This window comes from Marinobacter subterrani (genome assembly GCF_001045555.1).
Lineage (GTDB): Bacteria > Pseudomonadota > Gammaproteobacteria > Pseudomonadales > Oleiphilaceae > Marinobacter > Marinobacter subterrani.
Window position 1 is genome coordinate 739179 of the sequence record NZ_LFBU01000001.1, and the last position, 14967, is coordinate 754145.

12 protein-coding genes are annotated in these 14967 nt (G+C 58.7%); all 12 read right to left on the reverse strand.

What is annotated here, in order from left to right:
* Positions 1-4 precede the first annotated feature (4 nt).
* A complete protein-coding gene (locus msub_RS03465; RefSeq protein WP_048494720.1) occupies positions 5-1246 on the reverse strand; it encodes an O-succinylhomoserine sulfhydrylase in 1242 nt (413 codons plus the stop codon).
* A gap of 27 nt (positions 1247-1273) precedes the next feature.
* On the reverse strand, positions 1274-2800 hold the full coding sequence (purF, locus tag msub_RS03470) for an amidophosphoribosyltransferase (protein ID WP_048494721.1): 1527 nt from the start codon (positions 2798-2800) through the stop codon (positions 1274-1276).
* A gap of 34 nt (positions 2801-2834) precedes the next feature.
* A complete protein-coding gene (locus tag msub_RS03475) occupies positions 2835-3404 on the reverse strand; it encodes a CvpA family protein (RefSeq protein WP_048494722.1) in 570 nt (189 codons plus the stop codon).
* A 92-nt stretch (positions 3405-3496) separates the two neighbouring features.
* Positions 3497-4174 carry an SPOR domain-containing protein gene (locus msub_RS03480; protein ID WP_048494723.1) on the reverse strand — a complete coding sequence of 226 codons (678 nt, stop codon included), beginning with the start codon at positions 4172-4174 and terminating at the stop codon, positions 3497-3499.
* Positions 4175-4316: 142 nt separating this feature from the next.
* Complete coding sequence (gene folC, locus msub_RS03485) at positions 4317-5642, reverse strand: bifunctional tetrahydrofolate synthase/dihydrofolate synthase (protein WP_048494724.1); 1326 nt, start codon at positions 5640-5642, stop codon at positions 4317-4319.
* Complete coding sequence (gene accD / locus msub_RS03490; protein ID WP_048494725.1) at positions 5626-6552, reverse strand: acetyl-CoA carboxylase, carboxyltransferase subunit beta; 927 nt, start codon at positions 6550-6552, stop codon at positions 5626-5628. Before accD ends, folC begins: the two co-directional genes overlap by 17 nt.
* Before the next feature lie 46 nt (positions 6553-6598).
* Positions 6599-7411 (reverse strand): tryptophan synthase subunit alpha, encoded by an 813-nt coding sequence (gene trpA, locus msub_RS03495; RefSeq protein WP_048494726.1) that lies wholly within the window; start codon positions 7409-7411, stop codon positions 6599-6601.
* Between the two features lie 19 nt (positions 7412-7430).
* A complete protein-coding gene (trpB, locus tag msub_RS03500) occupies positions 7431-8639 on the reverse strand; it encodes a tryptophan synthase subunit beta (RefSeq protein ID WP_406564699.1) in 1209 nt (402 codons plus the stop codon).
* Positions 8632-9261 (reverse strand): phosphoribosylanthranilate isomerase, encoded by a 630-nt coding sequence (locus tag msub_RS03505; RefSeq protein ID WP_048494727.1) that lies wholly within the window; start codon positions 9259-9261, stop codon positions 8632-8634. The genes trpB and msub_RS03505 overlap by 8 nt, the downstream gene beginning before the upstream one ends.
* Complete coding sequence (truA, locus tag msub_RS03510) at positions 9258-10166, reverse strand: tRNA pseudouridine(38-40) synthase TruA (RefSeq protein WP_048494728.1); 909 nt, start codon at positions 10164-10166, stop codon at positions 9258-9260. Before truA ends, msub_RS03505 begins: the two co-directional genes overlap by 4 nt.
* 106 nt (positions 10167-10272) lie before the next feature.
* On the reverse strand, positions 10273-13485 hold the full coding sequence (locus msub_RS03515) for a FimV/HubP family polar landmark protein (RefSeq protein WP_048494729.1): 3213 nt from the start codon (positions 13483-13485) through the stop codon (positions 10273-10275).
* 314 nt (positions 13486-13799) lie between these two features.
* Complete coding sequence (gene asd, locus msub_RS03520; RefSeq protein ID WP_048494730.1) at positions 13800-14915, reverse strand: aspartate-semialdehyde dehydrogenase; 1116 nt, start codon at positions 14913-14915, stop codon at positions 13800-13802.
* Between the last annotated feature and the right edge of the window lie 52 nt (positions 14916-14967).

The following is a 14967-nucleotide window of genomic DNA, read 5'->3' on the forward strand; positions in this document are numbered from 1 at the left end:
ATGCTCAGACGTTGTCGGTGCTTGCGTTCCGAAGCGCCTGAAAGCCCCTTGCAAGGTCGGTTTTCAGGTCTTCAACTGCTTCTATCCCAACGGAAATTCGAATCAGGTTTTCCGTAATCCCGGCACGATCCTTGTCCTCCGGCGACAGTCGCCCGTGGGTTGTGGTGGCCGGGTGCGTAATGGTGGTTTTGACGTCCCCCAGGTTCGCGGTAATGGATATCATCCGGGTCGCGTCGATAAACTGCCATGCCTCTTCTCGGGCGCCTTTGAGCCGGAAGGAGAGCACACCACCAAACCCCTTCTGCTGTTTTTTCGCCAGCTCGTGCTGGGGATGGCTTTCCAGGCCGGCGTAGAATACACGTTCCACCGCCGGTTGTAGTTCCAGCCACGAAGCCAACTCTAACGCATTGTCACAATGGGCGCGCATACGAATTGGTAAGGTTTCCAGGCCCTTCTGGAAAACCCAGGCATTGAACGGGCTCATGGTCGGGCCCGCCGACCGAAGGAAGCCGTACACTTCGTTCATCAGCTTTTCCGGGCCCACCACAACGCCGCCCACGCAGCGGCCCTGGCCATCCAGGTATTTGGTGGCTGAATGAATCACGATGTCAGCACCCTGCTCCAGCGGCCTTTGCAGTACAGGGGTGCAGAAGCAGTTGTCGACCACGAAAAGCGCCTCGTTATCGCGGGCGAGACCGGCAAGCCCGGCCATATCCGCCACTTCGCACAACGGATTGGACGGCGTCTCGATGAACAGCATGCGGGTTTCAGGGCGAACCGCCGCGCGCCACTCATCCAGCTCTGTCAGGCCGACGAAGGAGGTCTCGACCCCGAACCTTGCCATGTACTTCTGAAACAGCACATTGGTGGTACCGAACACCCCCCGCGAGCAGATCACGTGATCACCGCTCTGCAAAAGTGACATGCAGGTACTCAGGATCGCGGCCATGCCAGAGGCGGTCGCCACGGCGCGCTCGCCACCTTCCATGGCGGCTATTCGCGCCTCAAAGGCCTGCACCGTCGGATTGGTAAAGCGCGAGTAGATATTGCCCGGCTCATCCCCGCCGAATCGCGCCGCCGCCTGAGCCGCACTGCCGTACACAAAGCTGGAGGTCGGGAAAATGGCATCGCTGTGCTCAAGCTGGCCAGTGCGGATCTGCCCTGCCCTCACTGCGAGGGTATCGACGGACATACCCTCGAGATCCGATTCCGGAATCCAGACAGTTTCTTCGCGGCCAAAGGTCATCAACATCTCCTGCCCGACAGGGCTGCTTCAGTCTTCATCGTTGTGCAGATCAATAATACCGTTATCACCGGACATGCCGCCGGCACTCTCGAACCGTTTGTCGTCATTGCGCAACTCCTCCAGCCGGTGAAGGTAGGCGGCATCCACATCGCCGGTCACGTAATTGCCGGTGAATACCGAGCATTCCCAGCCTTCAATATCATCATTGACATCACTGACGCAGGTTACAAGATCATCCAGATCCTGGTAGAGCAGCCAGTCCGCGCCGATCAGTTCGCGGATTTCCTCAACCGTTCGCTCATGGGCGATCAGCTCGCTGGCCGAGGGCATATCAATTCCGTACACATTCGGATAACGCACCGGGGGCGCCGCCGACGCGAAATAGACCTTGCGGGCCCCGGCATCCCGGGCCATCTGGACAATTTCCTTGCAGGTAGTTCCCCGCACGATGGAATCGTCCACCAGCATGACATTCTTGCCACGGAACTCCAGATCGATCGGGTTCAGCTTCTGGCGAACGGATTTCTTCCGCATTTTCTGGCCGGGCATGATGAAGGTGCGGCCGATATACCGGTTCTTGATAAAGCCTTCCCGGAACTTTACCCCCAGGCGATGAGCCATCTGCATGGCCGATGTCCGGCTGGTATCCGGGATCGGCATCACCACATCGATATCGTGGTCCGGACTCTCCCGCAAGACCTTGTCAGCCAGGGTCTCGCCCATCCGCAGCCGGGCCTTGTAGACTGACACCTTGTCAATGATCGAGTCCGGGCGGGCAAAATAAACATGCTCGAAAATGCACGGGAACAGGTGGGGGTCTTCGGCGCACTGGCGGGTGTACAGGGTGCCATCGGTTTCGATATAGACAGCCTCACCCGGAGCGATATCGCGCACCAGGGTGTAACCGGCGGCGCTCAAGGCCACACTCTCGGAGGCGATCATATACTCCTTGCGACCTTCTTCCGAAGTGCGCTCGCCGTAGCAGGCCGGGCGGATTCCGTTGGGGTCACGGAAACCGACAATACCGTAGCCGGTAACCATGGCAATCACCGCATAGGCACCCCGGCAGCGCTTGTGTACCGCGCTTACCGCTGAAAAAATGTCGTCTTTGGTCGGATCCAGTTTGCCCAGCTTCTGCAGTTCATGGGCAAATACGTTCAACAAAACTTCCGAATCGGAGTTGGTGTTGATGTGGCGCAGATCCGTCCGGAACAGGTCCTTGCTGAGATCATCGGCATTGGTCAGGTTACCGTTGTGGGCCAGGGTAATGCCGTAGGGGCTGTTCACATAGAACGGCTGGGCTTCAGCGGAACTGGAACTGCCGGCCGTCGGGTAACGCACATGGCCAATACCGACATTACCGACGAGGCGGCGCATGTGGCGGGTATGGAACACATCCCGCACCAGGCCGTTATCCTTGCGAAGAAAAAACCGATCATCCTGAAACGTAACAATGCCCGCCGCGTCCTGGCCCCGGTGCTGAAGTACAGTCAGCGCATCATAGAGCGACTGATTGACGTTGGAAGTACTGACGATGCCGACAATGCCACACATGGATAGCGTATTCTCCGAGTGTTAAAACTGAATGTTAGCGGGACGCGGACGCAGGTTCCACGCCTTCCTGCTGTCTACCGGGTTCCGGCTCTGGCACACCGTCGGGCGCAGGCCCCAGAAAGCGTGCAAATTCATCGCCCAGGGTGCGCCGGGACCAGTCTTCAACGACCGCAAGACGGTCAATGATAATGGACGTTCGCCACCAGGTATCCTGTGCCAGCGGCGTGTATCGCGTGAAGGCGATGGCAACAATCACCACGACCACCCCTCGCAGAAGCCCGAACCCCATGCCAAGAACCCGGTCCGTGGCAGAAAGCCCGGTGGCCCGGATCAGGTGGCCAATCATATTGTTAATGATGGCTCCGACAATGAGCGTGCCAAAGAAGAGAATGGCGAAGGCAGCAATAAGCCTGACCAGAGGCGTTTCTACCGTGCTTTCCAGCAGGCTTTGCATTTGTGGATGGAAGGTTCTGGCAAGGATGAACGCGCCAACCCAGGTCACCAGAGACAGGGCTTCTTTCACGAAGCCCCGCTTCAGACTGATGAGCGTGGAAACTGTAATCAGGGCGATAATGACCCAGTCAATCCAGATCAGCGCTTCCATTGAAAACCCGGTGGAGAAAAGGAAGCGCGAATTCTATCAGGAAACCCCGGTTCACCAAACCGCCTTACCTACATAAAACCGGTTACGCGCGGCTATTTTTCGCCAGTGGTGACCAGGCTGTTGACACCAAACGCCTCATCCAGAGACTGCTTCGCTGCTTCCGCTTCCGATTTGGTGGCAAACGGCCCGCTGAACACCCGGGTAAGAGTGGTACTGCCACGGACAACAGACTGGAGGTGAGAGCCGTAACCCTTTTCCCGTACCTGATCCCGCAAGCGGCGGGCATTGTCTTCATTACCAAAACTACCCAGCTGTACTACCCAGGCGCCTTCAAGGGAGCGCTCGTACTCGGCGGTCTCCTGAGCACCCGCTTCGGCGGTCTTGGCGGGAGCCGTTACAGAGGGTTCCGGTGACTGCTGGCTCTGGCTCGACGTGGCGCCGCCGGCATCAGATGGCCCGCTCACTTCCGGAGCGGTCTCGGGGGATGTTCCCGGCTCGCCTTCTTCCAGAATCTGATAGCCAGGCGCGTCCTTGTTCTCGCCTGCGAGAGGTTCCGGCACTTCCGGCGCTGTCTCGCTGAGCCCATAGGAAGGCGCTGGGGGCATCTCAGTTTCAGGCGCCTCAACCTCGGGGAAAGGCGGCTCTTCCGGGATCTTGATGGTTGTGGACGTCCGCTCCGAGTGAGGCTCGTCAAAAAGCATGGGAACAAAGATAACCGCCAGGGAAACGAGCACCAACGCCCCGATTATTCTCTGCTTCAATCCATCCACGTTGCCAGGCTCCCGATTGTATGATTGCGCTTTGGTGACTGCGCCCTTGCAGGCGCCTACCGGCCGATACTAACCGCCCGACCGCCGGAACTCAAAGGCTGGGCCGCCGCCATGGACAAAGTTTAAGGCGGTCAGTTCAATATCAGAGCCGCGACTCATTCCTGTGCAGCAGAATATCGCGGGCCTGCGCCACGGTAAAAAATGAACCGAAAACCACCAGCAGATCTTCCGCCGCAGCATTTGATAACGCCGCTTTCAACGCCTCCAGAACCGTTTCCGAGACCCTGGCATCGGTTATGCCCGCAGCGGAAAGCCTGCTTTTCAGGACAGAGCCCGAAAGCCCCCTTGGAACATCAAGCCCGGCCAGATACCAGTGATCCACCACGGCGGCCATGGCCCGACCGACGCCTTCAACGTCCTTGTCGGCCAGCGCACCATAAACGGCGTGAATCTGTTTACCGGGCGCTTTCAGGCTCGCCAGCCGGCCAGACAACCAGCCAGCGGCATGAGGGTTGTGGCCGACGTCGACAAAGATCTTCGGATTTTCCCCAAGCAATTCGAACCGGCCGGGAACACTCAGGGTAGAAAGCGTTTCCTCTATTGCCGAAACATCGAGGCCTGGCTCGAGACTCTGGATCGCCACGGCCGCTGCGGCAACGCTTTTGACCGGCAGCGGACCGGCCGGCAGACGGAGGTGACGCCCGCCATATTCAAGCCCGGGACCTGACCCCGCGCCCTTCTCACCATCGGACAGTGACAGGTGATAATCGCGCCCCAGCAGGGCCAGACTGACCTTCTGCGCAGCAACCTGCTGTAGCACCGAGCGGGGCGGATCATCATCAGCATACACAGCAGGAATTCCCGGCCTCAGGACGCCGGCCTTTTCAAAACCGATGACTTCCCGGTTATCGCCAAGAAAGGCAACATGATCGATGTCTACCGAGGTCAGGATAACGAGATCGGCATCCAGGACATTCACCGCATCCAGCCGCCCGCCCAGACCGACCTCCAGAATCCACTGATCGACACCGGCGTTGGCGAAAGCGACGAACGCCGCCAGCGTACCGAATTCGAAATAGGTCAAAGAGACTGTTCCACGAGCTGCCTCGACGGCCTCAAAGGCCCTGATCAGCGCCTCGTCCGGGATATCAGTACCGTCCAGGCGGACACGCTCGTTATAGCGCTGGAGATGCGGCGAGGTGTAGGCACCGGTCCGGCGCCCGGCGGCACGCAGGAGAGCCTCTACAGCGGCAACCGCACTGCCCTTGCCGTTGGTGCCGGCAATCGTGATGATGCGGGCTTGCGGCTTGCGCGGGAAAAGCCTGCGAAGCACGATCAGGACGCGATCCAGCCCCAGGTCAATCTCTGTCGGGTGTATCGCCTCAAGATAGGCTAGCCAATGGTCAACGCTGGCACCAGCCCCCGGCGAAACCGGGAGCTGGCTGGAGGGGTCACTCGGCGGGGGCATCTGTTTCGGGCTTTTCCGACACTTCAAACTCGATGGGGTCTTCGGTGCCCGGGCGCTCCTGGCCGGTGAACTTGGCCAGAACATGGGCAATCCGCTCGCGCATCTGGTGACGATGAAGGATCATGTCAATCGCCCCGTGCTCCAGCAGAAACTCACTGCGCTGGAACCCTTCCGGCAGCTTTTCACGAACCGTCTGCTCGATGACCCGTGGGCCGGCAAAACCGATCAGGGCGTTGGGCTCAGCGATATTGAGATCGCCGAGCATCGCCAGGCTGGCGGACACCCCGCCGAAAACCGGGTCTGTCATCACCGAAATATAGGGAATGCCTTCCTGTTTCATTCGCTCAAGGACTGCAGCGGTTTTTGACATCTGCATCAGTGACAGGATGGCTTCCTGCATCCGCGCACCGCCACTGGCGGAAAAACAGACCAGGGGAATATGGTGTTCCAGCGCAACATTGGCAGCCTGAACGAATTTCTCGCCGACCACCTGGCCCATGGAGCCACCCAGAAAGTTGAACTCGAAGGCGCAGGCGACCAGTGGAACACCGAGGGTCGTACCCCTCATGGCAATCAGCGCGTCCTTCTCCCCCGTCGCTTTCTGGGCCTGGGACAGGCGATCCTTGTAGCGCTTGGTATCCTTGAACTTCAGGCGATCCCATGGCTCAAGCTCGGCAGCAATCTCTTCCCGGCCGTCCTCGTCAAGGAACACATCCAGACGCCGGCGGGCAGGCACCCTGAGATGGTGGTTACACTTCGGGCAAACATCGAGATTTTTCTCAAGCTCCGGCTTGTAGAGAAATGCGCCGCATTTAGGGCATTTCTTCCAAAGCCCTTCCGGTACACCGGTTCTCTGCTTGGATTCCGAGCGAATCTTGCTCGGCATGATCTTGTCCAGCCAGTTACTCATGGTTTCATCCTGTCCTTTGATGCCTGTCTGCCCTCACACCTGTCAATCAGGAGGCCAGGCTGTCCAGCGCTTCGCGCATCGGGTGAAGCAGATCCGTCAGTGCTCGCTTGAGCTGGTCGGTATCTGCCTGATTCCTGGCTATTGTATCGACCAGCACACTGCCAACAATTACACCATCGGATACCCGACCCACAGCAGCGGCCGTTTCCGCATCCCGAATGCCGAAGCCGACGCCCACGGGAAGTGCTGTCAGCTTGTGAATGTGATTTACTTTTGCGGCAACCTCGTCCACGTTGATTGTGGCCGAACCTGTCACACCCTTGATTGAAACATAGTACACATAACCGGAAGAGTGCTCACTGATCGCACGAATCCGGTCATCGGTAGTGGTTGGTGCCAGCAGGAAGATAGCGTCAAGATCGCGTGCGGTGAACAGCGGTGCCACCTCGTCGGCCTCTTCAGGCGGCAGATCAACCGTCAGAATGCCGTCCACACCCGCATCCTTGGCCGCGTCCGCAAACTTCTCATAGCCCATGGCTTCCATGGGGTTCAGGTAGCCCATCAACACCACCGGTGTCGTGTCATCAGTCTTGCGGAACTCCTTGACCATGCCAATGACCTGCCGGAGGGACGTGCCGTGCACCAGGGCCCGCTCACAGGCCAACTGAATGACGGGACCATCGGCCATCGGGTCCGAGAATGGCACCCCCAGCTCGATTATGTCAGCACCGGCCGCAACCAGTGTATGCATCAGATCTACCGTGACATCGGGATGCGGATCACCGGCGGTAATGTAAGGGATAAGCGCCTTCCGGCCCTGTCCTTTCAGGGTTTTGAGAACCCCTTCGATTCGGCTCATGCCTGCTCCTGTTGATTCTTCAGATCTTGATGCCTTCAAGCCTGGCAACTGTGTTGATGTCCTTGTCTCCGCGACCGGAGACGTTGATAACCACGATCTGGTCTTTATCCATGGTGGCCGCCAGTTTGATGGCGTAGGCCACCGCGTGAGCGGTTTCCAGGGCGGGCATGATACCTTCGACGCGCGTCAGTTTGCGGAAACCTTCCATCGCCTCATCGTCGGTCACCGACACATAGTGTGCCCGGCCAATATCCTTGAGCCAGCTATGCTCCGGGCCCACACCAGGGTAGTCCAGACCGGCACTGACCGAATGGGTGCCCGCAATCTGGCCGTTCTCGTCTTCCATCAGGTAGGTCCGGTTACCGTGCAGCACGCCCGGACGACCGGCGCACAGAGGGGCCGCGTGCTTGCCGGTTTCGATGCCCAGGCCACCGGCTTCCACGCCATACAGTTCCACGGATTCATCCGCCAGGAATGGATAGAACAGCCCGATCGCATTGGAGCCACCACCGACACAGGCAACCAGGGCGTCCGGTAATTTACCGGTTTTCTCGAGGCACTGGCGGCGGGTCTCCCTGCCGATGACCGACTGGAAATCACGGACCAGCATCGGATATGGGTGCGGTCCGGCCACCGTTCCGATGATATAGAAGGTTTCATCAACGTTCGCCACCCAGTCACGCATGGCATCGTTCATGGCGTCCTTCAGGGTTTTGGTGCCACTCTCGACAGCGTGGACCTCAGCCCCCAACAGCTTCATTCTGAAAACGTTCAGCGACTGGCGCTGGACATCCTCCGCCCCCATGAACACGTGACATTCAAGCCCCAGCCGGGCACAGACTGTGGCCGTGGCCACCCCGTGCTGGCCAGCGCCGGTCTCTGCGATAATCCGCTTTTTACCCAGAAAACTGGCGAGCAGTGCCTGGCCAATGGTGTTATTCACCTTGTGGGCACCGGTGTGGCAAAGGTCTTCCCGCTTCAGCCAGATCTGCGCACCGCCGGTCTCACGGGTCAGTCGCTCGGCAAAGTAAAGAGGCGTGGGCCGGCCCACATAATCCGCCAGTTCCTTGTCGAACTGCGCCTGAAATTCCGGGTCTTTCTTGAGGCGGTTATATTCTTTCTCGAGCGTCATCAGGGAATCCATCAGAGTCTCGGAAACAAACCGCCCACCAAAGGCCCCGAAGTGACCCCGCGCGTCCGGCAGTGCGCTCAGCATTTCTTCAGTCAGTTTTACAGACACGGTGAACCTCTTTGATAAAATAAGAAATTTTCTGGCAATCCTTGATGCCTTTGCCTTGTTCGACGCCGCCGCTGACATCCACCGCCCACGGTTTCACCTGGTTTACTGCGGCGAATACGTTAGCAGATGACAAACCGCCGGCCAATATAAGCGGGAGCGGCCTCTCCGTCGGAATAAGATCCCAGTTGAACGCCTTTCCGGTACCGCCGTATTTTTCCGGATCCCATGCATCCACCAGCAGCCCCGAAGAGGCCCGGTATTCGTCAAAAGCGCGCTCGATCTGGCCGGGTTCCCGCACCCGGATCGCCTTGATCCAGCGTCGAGCAAAGGTAGCGCAGAAAGCGGCGGTTTCATCGCCGTGGAATTGCAAAAGATCCAGCGGAACCTTCTCGAGCACGGCCTCGACTTCCTGATGAGCAGGATTTACAAACAGGCCGACCACGGAGACAAAGGCAGGGACACGGCGAACCAGTTCTGCCGCCTGAGCCACCGAAACGGCCCGGGGGCTTGGCCCATAGAACACGAAGCCAACCGCATCTGCGCCACAATCAACCGCGGCATCAACGTCCTCAGGACGAGTCAGACCGCATATCTTCACGCGTGCGCTCATTGGCTCAGAACCCGTTGTCTGGGATGGATATGTGTGGGTGCAAGCGGGCTATTTTCCGCCCGACTGTACCAGGGCCTCAAAAACCCGGGACCACACTCGGCGGCAGGTACACCAAACGCCCCGGGATACCCCACATCAACAAGATACAGGCCGTGGGGCGGCGCGGTCACACCGGCAACTGTACGGTCTCTGGCAGCCAGTATCTCATGAATCCACTCTGCTGGCTGCCTCCCCGCTCCAACCGCCATCAACGCCCCGGCAATATTACGCACCATGTGATGCAGGAATGCATTCGCCTGCACATCTATTACGACAAAATCACGCTTCCGGGTTACCGAGATCCTCTCCAGAAACCGGATGGGCGTACGGGACTGGCAGCCGGCGGCACGGAACGACGAGAAATCGTGTTCACCGGCCAGCACCTGTGCTGCCCGATCCATGAGTTCGGCATCAAGGGGGCGGAATGTCCAGCTCACCTGCCCCCGCTGGATACCCGGCCGCACCGGATGGTTGTAGATAATGTAGCGGTACCGACGGTAGGTGGCCGAAAAACGGGCATGGAAGTCACCGGTGCCGTTCCCTGCCCAATGCACGGAAATGTCCTCGGGCAACGCGGTATTGATACCCATGACCCAGGAACGGAGATTCCGCACGGAAGGCGTATCAAAATGGGCAATCTGGTAGCTTGCGTGGACGCCGGCGTCTGTGCGCCCGGCACAGACCAGATCCACCGGATGGTCGGCGACCTTTGCAACCGCCCGGGTAAGCTCGGCTTCTACAGACCGTACTCCGGATTTCTGGAGCTGCCAGCCATGAAAACTGCGGCCATCATACTCAAACGCGAGCGCAACGCGCCCTGCTCCAATAGCGTTATCCGTGGTGAGTTGCTGGGTTTCAAGAAACAAAGGCGGATCCGGAACGAGTGTTTCTGTGAAAGCAAAACGCCGGCTTGATGCCGGGAATGAACCCGACGGCCGGCGTTTGCTGCCTGTAAGACCCGATTATAACGGATCAGGACAGATTTTTAAGGAGATCCTGTGCCTCCAACTTCTGATCCTCGTTGCCTTCCAGGGCGACTTCCTCGAGGATATCCCTGGCGCCATCGGCATCGCCCATCTCGATGTAAGCCCGGGCAAGATCAAGCTTGGTGGCAGCCTCATCGGTACCCGCCAGGAAATCAAAGTCATCGTCATCCCCCAGATCACTTTCGTCGAGATCCGGAACCGACGACCGGGACGGTTCATCTGCTACCTCATCCGACGCGACGGGCAACTCCAGGTCTTCATCAGACGCCTCGTCAACATCAGCGGCGAGTTCCTGATCTTCCAGGGTGTCCTCTACGCCCTGCTGCTCAAGCTCCTCGACGCCCTCGACGGTTTCTTCCGGCCCGGCCGCTTCACTATCGCCCAACACATCGCCTTCGGCGAGGGTGTCTTCAAGGCCCAGCTCCTCATCCAGGGATGCCACATCTTCCGCCTCGTGGTTGGTCGAATCCGCAGAATCGGAGAACTCCTCCATCAGCGCCAGGTCTTCGTCTGACACATCCAGCTCAAGGTCGTCCAGAGAGGATTCCTCCATCTCGCTGCCGCCGAGTTCGTCTTCTTCTCCGGCCACCTTGTCCAGCTCTGCGTCCAGTTCATCCAGGAAGGACTCGTCCAGTGTCTCAAGATCGGATTCCGCATCAGACTCGGGTTCGGCCTCGGCAGTTGCGCTCTCTTCGATAACGCCGCCTTCATCGCCAGCCAGAGGGTCCTGTTCCAGCTCATCGTCGTCGAGTTCCAGGTTCAGCTCATCCTCAAGCTCATCGGTTTTCGATTCATCGTCCGCCAATTCCTCAAGATCCTTTTCGAAATCCGAGCTCATATCCCACTCGAGAGATTCCGGCACTTCCTCTGGTTCAGCGGCTTTCTCGTCGGATTCACGCTCAATACCCGACAGGTCAAATTCAATCAGGTCGTCTTTGCTTTCTTCCTCCTGATCCTCCCGGGCTTCGGCTTCTTCAGTTCCTGAGGCAACCGGAGACTCGGAACCTTCCCGCTCTTCAAATTCACTCAGGTCAAAGTCAGAAAGATCGGAGTCAAAATCACCGAACTCGTTCTCCTCAGACTCCTCCTTCTTGGCATCAAACTGGTCGGCCAGGAGTTCATCCGACTCCGGCGTAGCCGTCTCATCACTGGCGTCAGTCTCGGTGTCATAGGACGTTGCAAATGAATCCGAACGCAGTTGTGACTCGAGGTCATCGATGCTTGGCATGGATTCCGCTTCTTCCAGCCGGCCACGAAGATCGCTGGCGGCCGACAGGGCGTCCTCGTCGTCCAGAGCCTCGATTTCGCCGAACTGCCGCTCAAAAGACTGGCGATCCTGAGTATCTGCATACACGCCCAGGAGTTTCAGGCGAAGGTCGGTTCGACTGGGCTCCCGGGAGATTGCGGCCTCAAGCGCCTGTGCCGCCTGATCGTGGCGGCCGTAGGCGATATAGGCGTCAGCTTCCTCGAGGGCATCACTGGCGGCAGATTCCTGATCTTCTTCATCAAGCGTGAGATCAAAGGAATCTGCACCCTCGTCGTTCTCGCCACTGTTCAGTTGCTCATAAAACGCTTTTTCACGATTGGCATTGCGGCGAGCAAGTAGCAGCAACAACAACAGAAGCACGATCAACCCGCCGCCGAGGGCGACCTGATACATCGGGTTATTGGTAATGGCGTCTATCACATTACCCGGGAAGCCTTTGTCCGCAGCAGGCGCCTGGGGCGCGGGCCTGGGTGAGGGCTGTGCGGTTTGTGAAGGCTGCGATGCAGCAGGTGCGGGTTCTGCCATTTCCTCACCGGACTTCTCAGCCGCGGAATCGGCACTGGCTGTCGCAGGCTTACCGGCGCCTGCGGTCTCGGTTTCCCCGGCAGCGCTTTCATCTGTGCCTGTGGCAGAGCCGGCTTCGGCCTGGCCACCTGCTACTGGTGACGCATCCGACGGTGTCTCTTCGGTAGTGTCCGTCGCTGTCGCATCTTCCTTGGTTGCGGATGGCTCTCCGGTGGCGACTGTTTCGGCTTCGGCGCTCGTGGCCTCAGTCGGGGTTGCCGGTTCGCCCTGAGCTGCGTCGCCGACTGACTGCTGAATCTCGGCAAGCTGGGTATTCTTCAGCTCAATCAGACGCTGGAGTGTCTCAACCTGGGCCTGCAGATCTTCCACCCGGCTGTTCAGCTCGGTATTTTCGCGCCGGGCGCTTTCCAGCTCTTCCATCACAACAGCGGTGCCGGCATCAGCGCCACCGGGCAATTGCCCGTCGCCGCCTGCCGAGCCACCTTCAGAAGAATCGCGGCCGGTTTTGTCTGCGACGACCAGCTTCAGCTCGTCACCACCGGCTGCCGGAGTCGCGGCCTGGGGTTGTTGTTGCTGGCCCTCAGTTGCATCCACGGTACGCTGTGGCGACCGGAACTCCTCGTTCTGCTGGCTGACAATGCGCGTCGCCTGGGCACGGGTCCGGCTCTGGATCTGATCAAGCGAGGGTACACGGAGAACTTCGCCGCGCTTCAGACGGTTGATGTTATTGCTGATGAAGGCGTCCGGGTTCAGATCCTGGATTGCCAGCATGACCTGCTGCATGGAAACGCTGTCATTGGGACGAACTCGGGCAGCAATGGTCCACAGGGTGTCCGATGGCCCGGTCGGCCCGAAGGTATCGGCCTGATAGCCGGTGCCCAGTGAACGCTCGGCCTGCGCCTGGCGGCGGGCTGATTCCTGGCTACGGGTTGCCGATGGCTGCCGGGTTGTTTCAGTGGCCGCGGCGCCAGGTACGTTAACGGCTTCCTGAACACCCGATTCTTCTGCGTACACGGGCGGATCAACAAGCACGGCGTATTCACGCATCAACCGGCCGTTCGGCCAGGTCATTTCCAGCAGGAAATTGAGGTACGGCTCCCTCAGGGGCTCACGCGAGGAGACGCTGACAGCGAGACTGCCATCGTTACGGGTGACCACCTGGAACCGGAGCTTGCTCAGAAACTGGTTGCGATCCAGCCCCACCTGCTCGTACGCCTGTTCCGACGCAATGTTGACGAACACGTCCGCCGGATTGATGCCACGGCTTTGGGGCAGAACGATCTCTGCGTCCAGTGGCTCATTCAGATAGGACTGAAGTTCAATTTCACCCAGCCCAAGGGCGTGTGCGACGCCGGATCCGAGCCCTCCCGCCAGAGCCAGGGCAACCGCAAGCTTGCGTACCTTCATGCTTTTTCCTTTCCAGTCTCCGTTATTCGTTACTGCTCTTTTACAAACAGAATCGGACGAGGTTGGATGACTTCCGTCTGGATAATTCTCGTTATTATGGGTTCTTTTTAATTTTCAGTCCGGCAAGTATTGTTGATAAAACCTCGTTTATCAATCAATCAGCCGCAATCCTTGTACCATTTTTTTATCAATCACGCGGAACTGCCTAGCGCTCTTGAAAATAACAGGGGCGGAGGCTGAAATCAGCCTCCGCCCCCTAACCGGTTTACCGAAACCGGACACAGTTGGCATTTATTGCCTCTGTGTAACAATTCTTAACGCTCCTGAAGGATCCGGAGCATACGACGCAGCGGCTCAGCGGCGCCCCAGAGCAACTGGTCACCCACGGTAAACGCAGAAATGTACTCTGGCCCCATGGACAGCTTGCGGATCCGACCGATGGGCACACTCAATGTGCCAGTCACCTTGGCCGGTGTCAGCTCCCGGATGCTCGCATCGCGATCGTTGGGGATGACCTTCACCCAGTCGTTGGCCGTGGCCAGGATCGACTCGATCTCGGCAACCGGCAGATCCTTCTTCAGCTTGATGGTCAGCGCCTGGCTGTGGGAGCGCATGGCCCCGATCCGCACGCAGATACCGTCAATAGGAATCGGATTATCCGAGCGACCGAGAATCTTGTTGGTCTCAACCCCGGCCTTCCACTCTTCCTTGCTCATGCCGTTATCGAGCTGTTTGTCGATGAACGGAATCAGGCTACCGGCCAGCGGCACCTGAAAATGCTCGGTCGGGAAACCATCGGAGCGCATGGTTTCGGTCACCTTCCGGTCAATTTCCAGAATCGCCGAAGAAGGGTCCTCCAGCTCGGCACTGACGCTGCTGTTGAGCTCGCCCATCTGGTTCAGCAGTTCACGCATGTTCTGTGCACCGGAACCGGAAGCCGCCTGATAGGTCATGGGGGATACCCACTCGATCAGGTCCTCTTCCAGCAGACCACCCAGGGCCAGCATCATCAGGCTGACGGTGCAGTTACCGCCGATGTAATCCTTGACGCCCTTTTCCAGCGCCGCATCAATCACATTGCGGTTCACCGGATCCAGAACAATCACCGAGTGGTCGACCATCCGGAGCGTGGAGGCGGCGTCAATCCAGTAGCCTTCCCAGCCTGCATCACGGAGTTTCTGGTAAACCGCACCGGTGTAATCGCCACCCTGGCAGGTCACGATCACATCCATGGTTTTCAGAATCTCGATATCAAACGCGTCCTGCAGGGCGGGCACGCCCTGCTTGCCAACGTCCGGGGCCGGTTTGCCAGCCTGGGAGGTGGTGAAAAACACCGGTTCGATATCGGCGAAATCGTTTTCTTCACGCATGCGCTGCATGAGGACCGAGCCCACCATGCCACGCCAACCTACAAGTCCAACTCGCTTCATGTGCGATCTTTAGACCTCGTTTTATGCCCGCCCGCTGCCTTTATCGCTGGCA

Bases quoted from the DNA above. Each gene is read 5' to 3' on its own strand.
- msub_RS03465 (WP_048494720.1), bottom strand. From the start codon at position 1,246: ATGACCTTTGGCCGCGAAGAAACTGTCTGGATTCCGGAATCGGATCTC.
- purF (WP_048494721.1), bottom strand. From the start codon at position 2,800: ATGTGTGGCATTGTCGGCATCGTCAGTACTTCCAACGTCAATCAGTCG.
- msub_RS03475 (WP_048494722.1), bottom strand. From the start codon at position 3,404: ATGGAAGCGCTGATCTGGATTGACTGGGTCATTATCGCCCTGATTACA.
- folC (WP_048494724.1), bottom strand. From the start codon at position 5,642: ATGCCCCCGCCGAGTGACCCCTCCAGCCAGCTCCCGGTTTCGCCGGGG.
- accD (WP_048494725.1), bottom strand. From the start codon at position 6,552: ATGAGTAACTGGCTGGACAAGATCATGCCGAGCAAGATTCGCTCGGAA.
- trpA (WP_048494726.1), bottom strand. From the start codon at position 7,411: ATGAGCCGAATCGAAGGGGTTCTCAAAACCCTGAAAGGACAGGGCCGG.
- msub_RS03505 (WP_048494727.1), bottom strand. From the start codon at position 9,261: ATGAGCGCACGCGTGAAGATATGCGGTCTGACTCGTCCTGAGGACGTT.
- msub_RS03515 (WP_048494729.1), bottom strand. From the start codon at position 13,485: ATGAAGGTACGCAAGCTTGCGGTTGCCCTGGCTCTGGCGGGAGGGCTC.
- asd (WP_048494730.1), bottom strand. From the start codon at position 14,915: ATGAAGCGAGTTGGACTTGTAGGTTGGCGTGGCATGGTGGGCTCGGTC.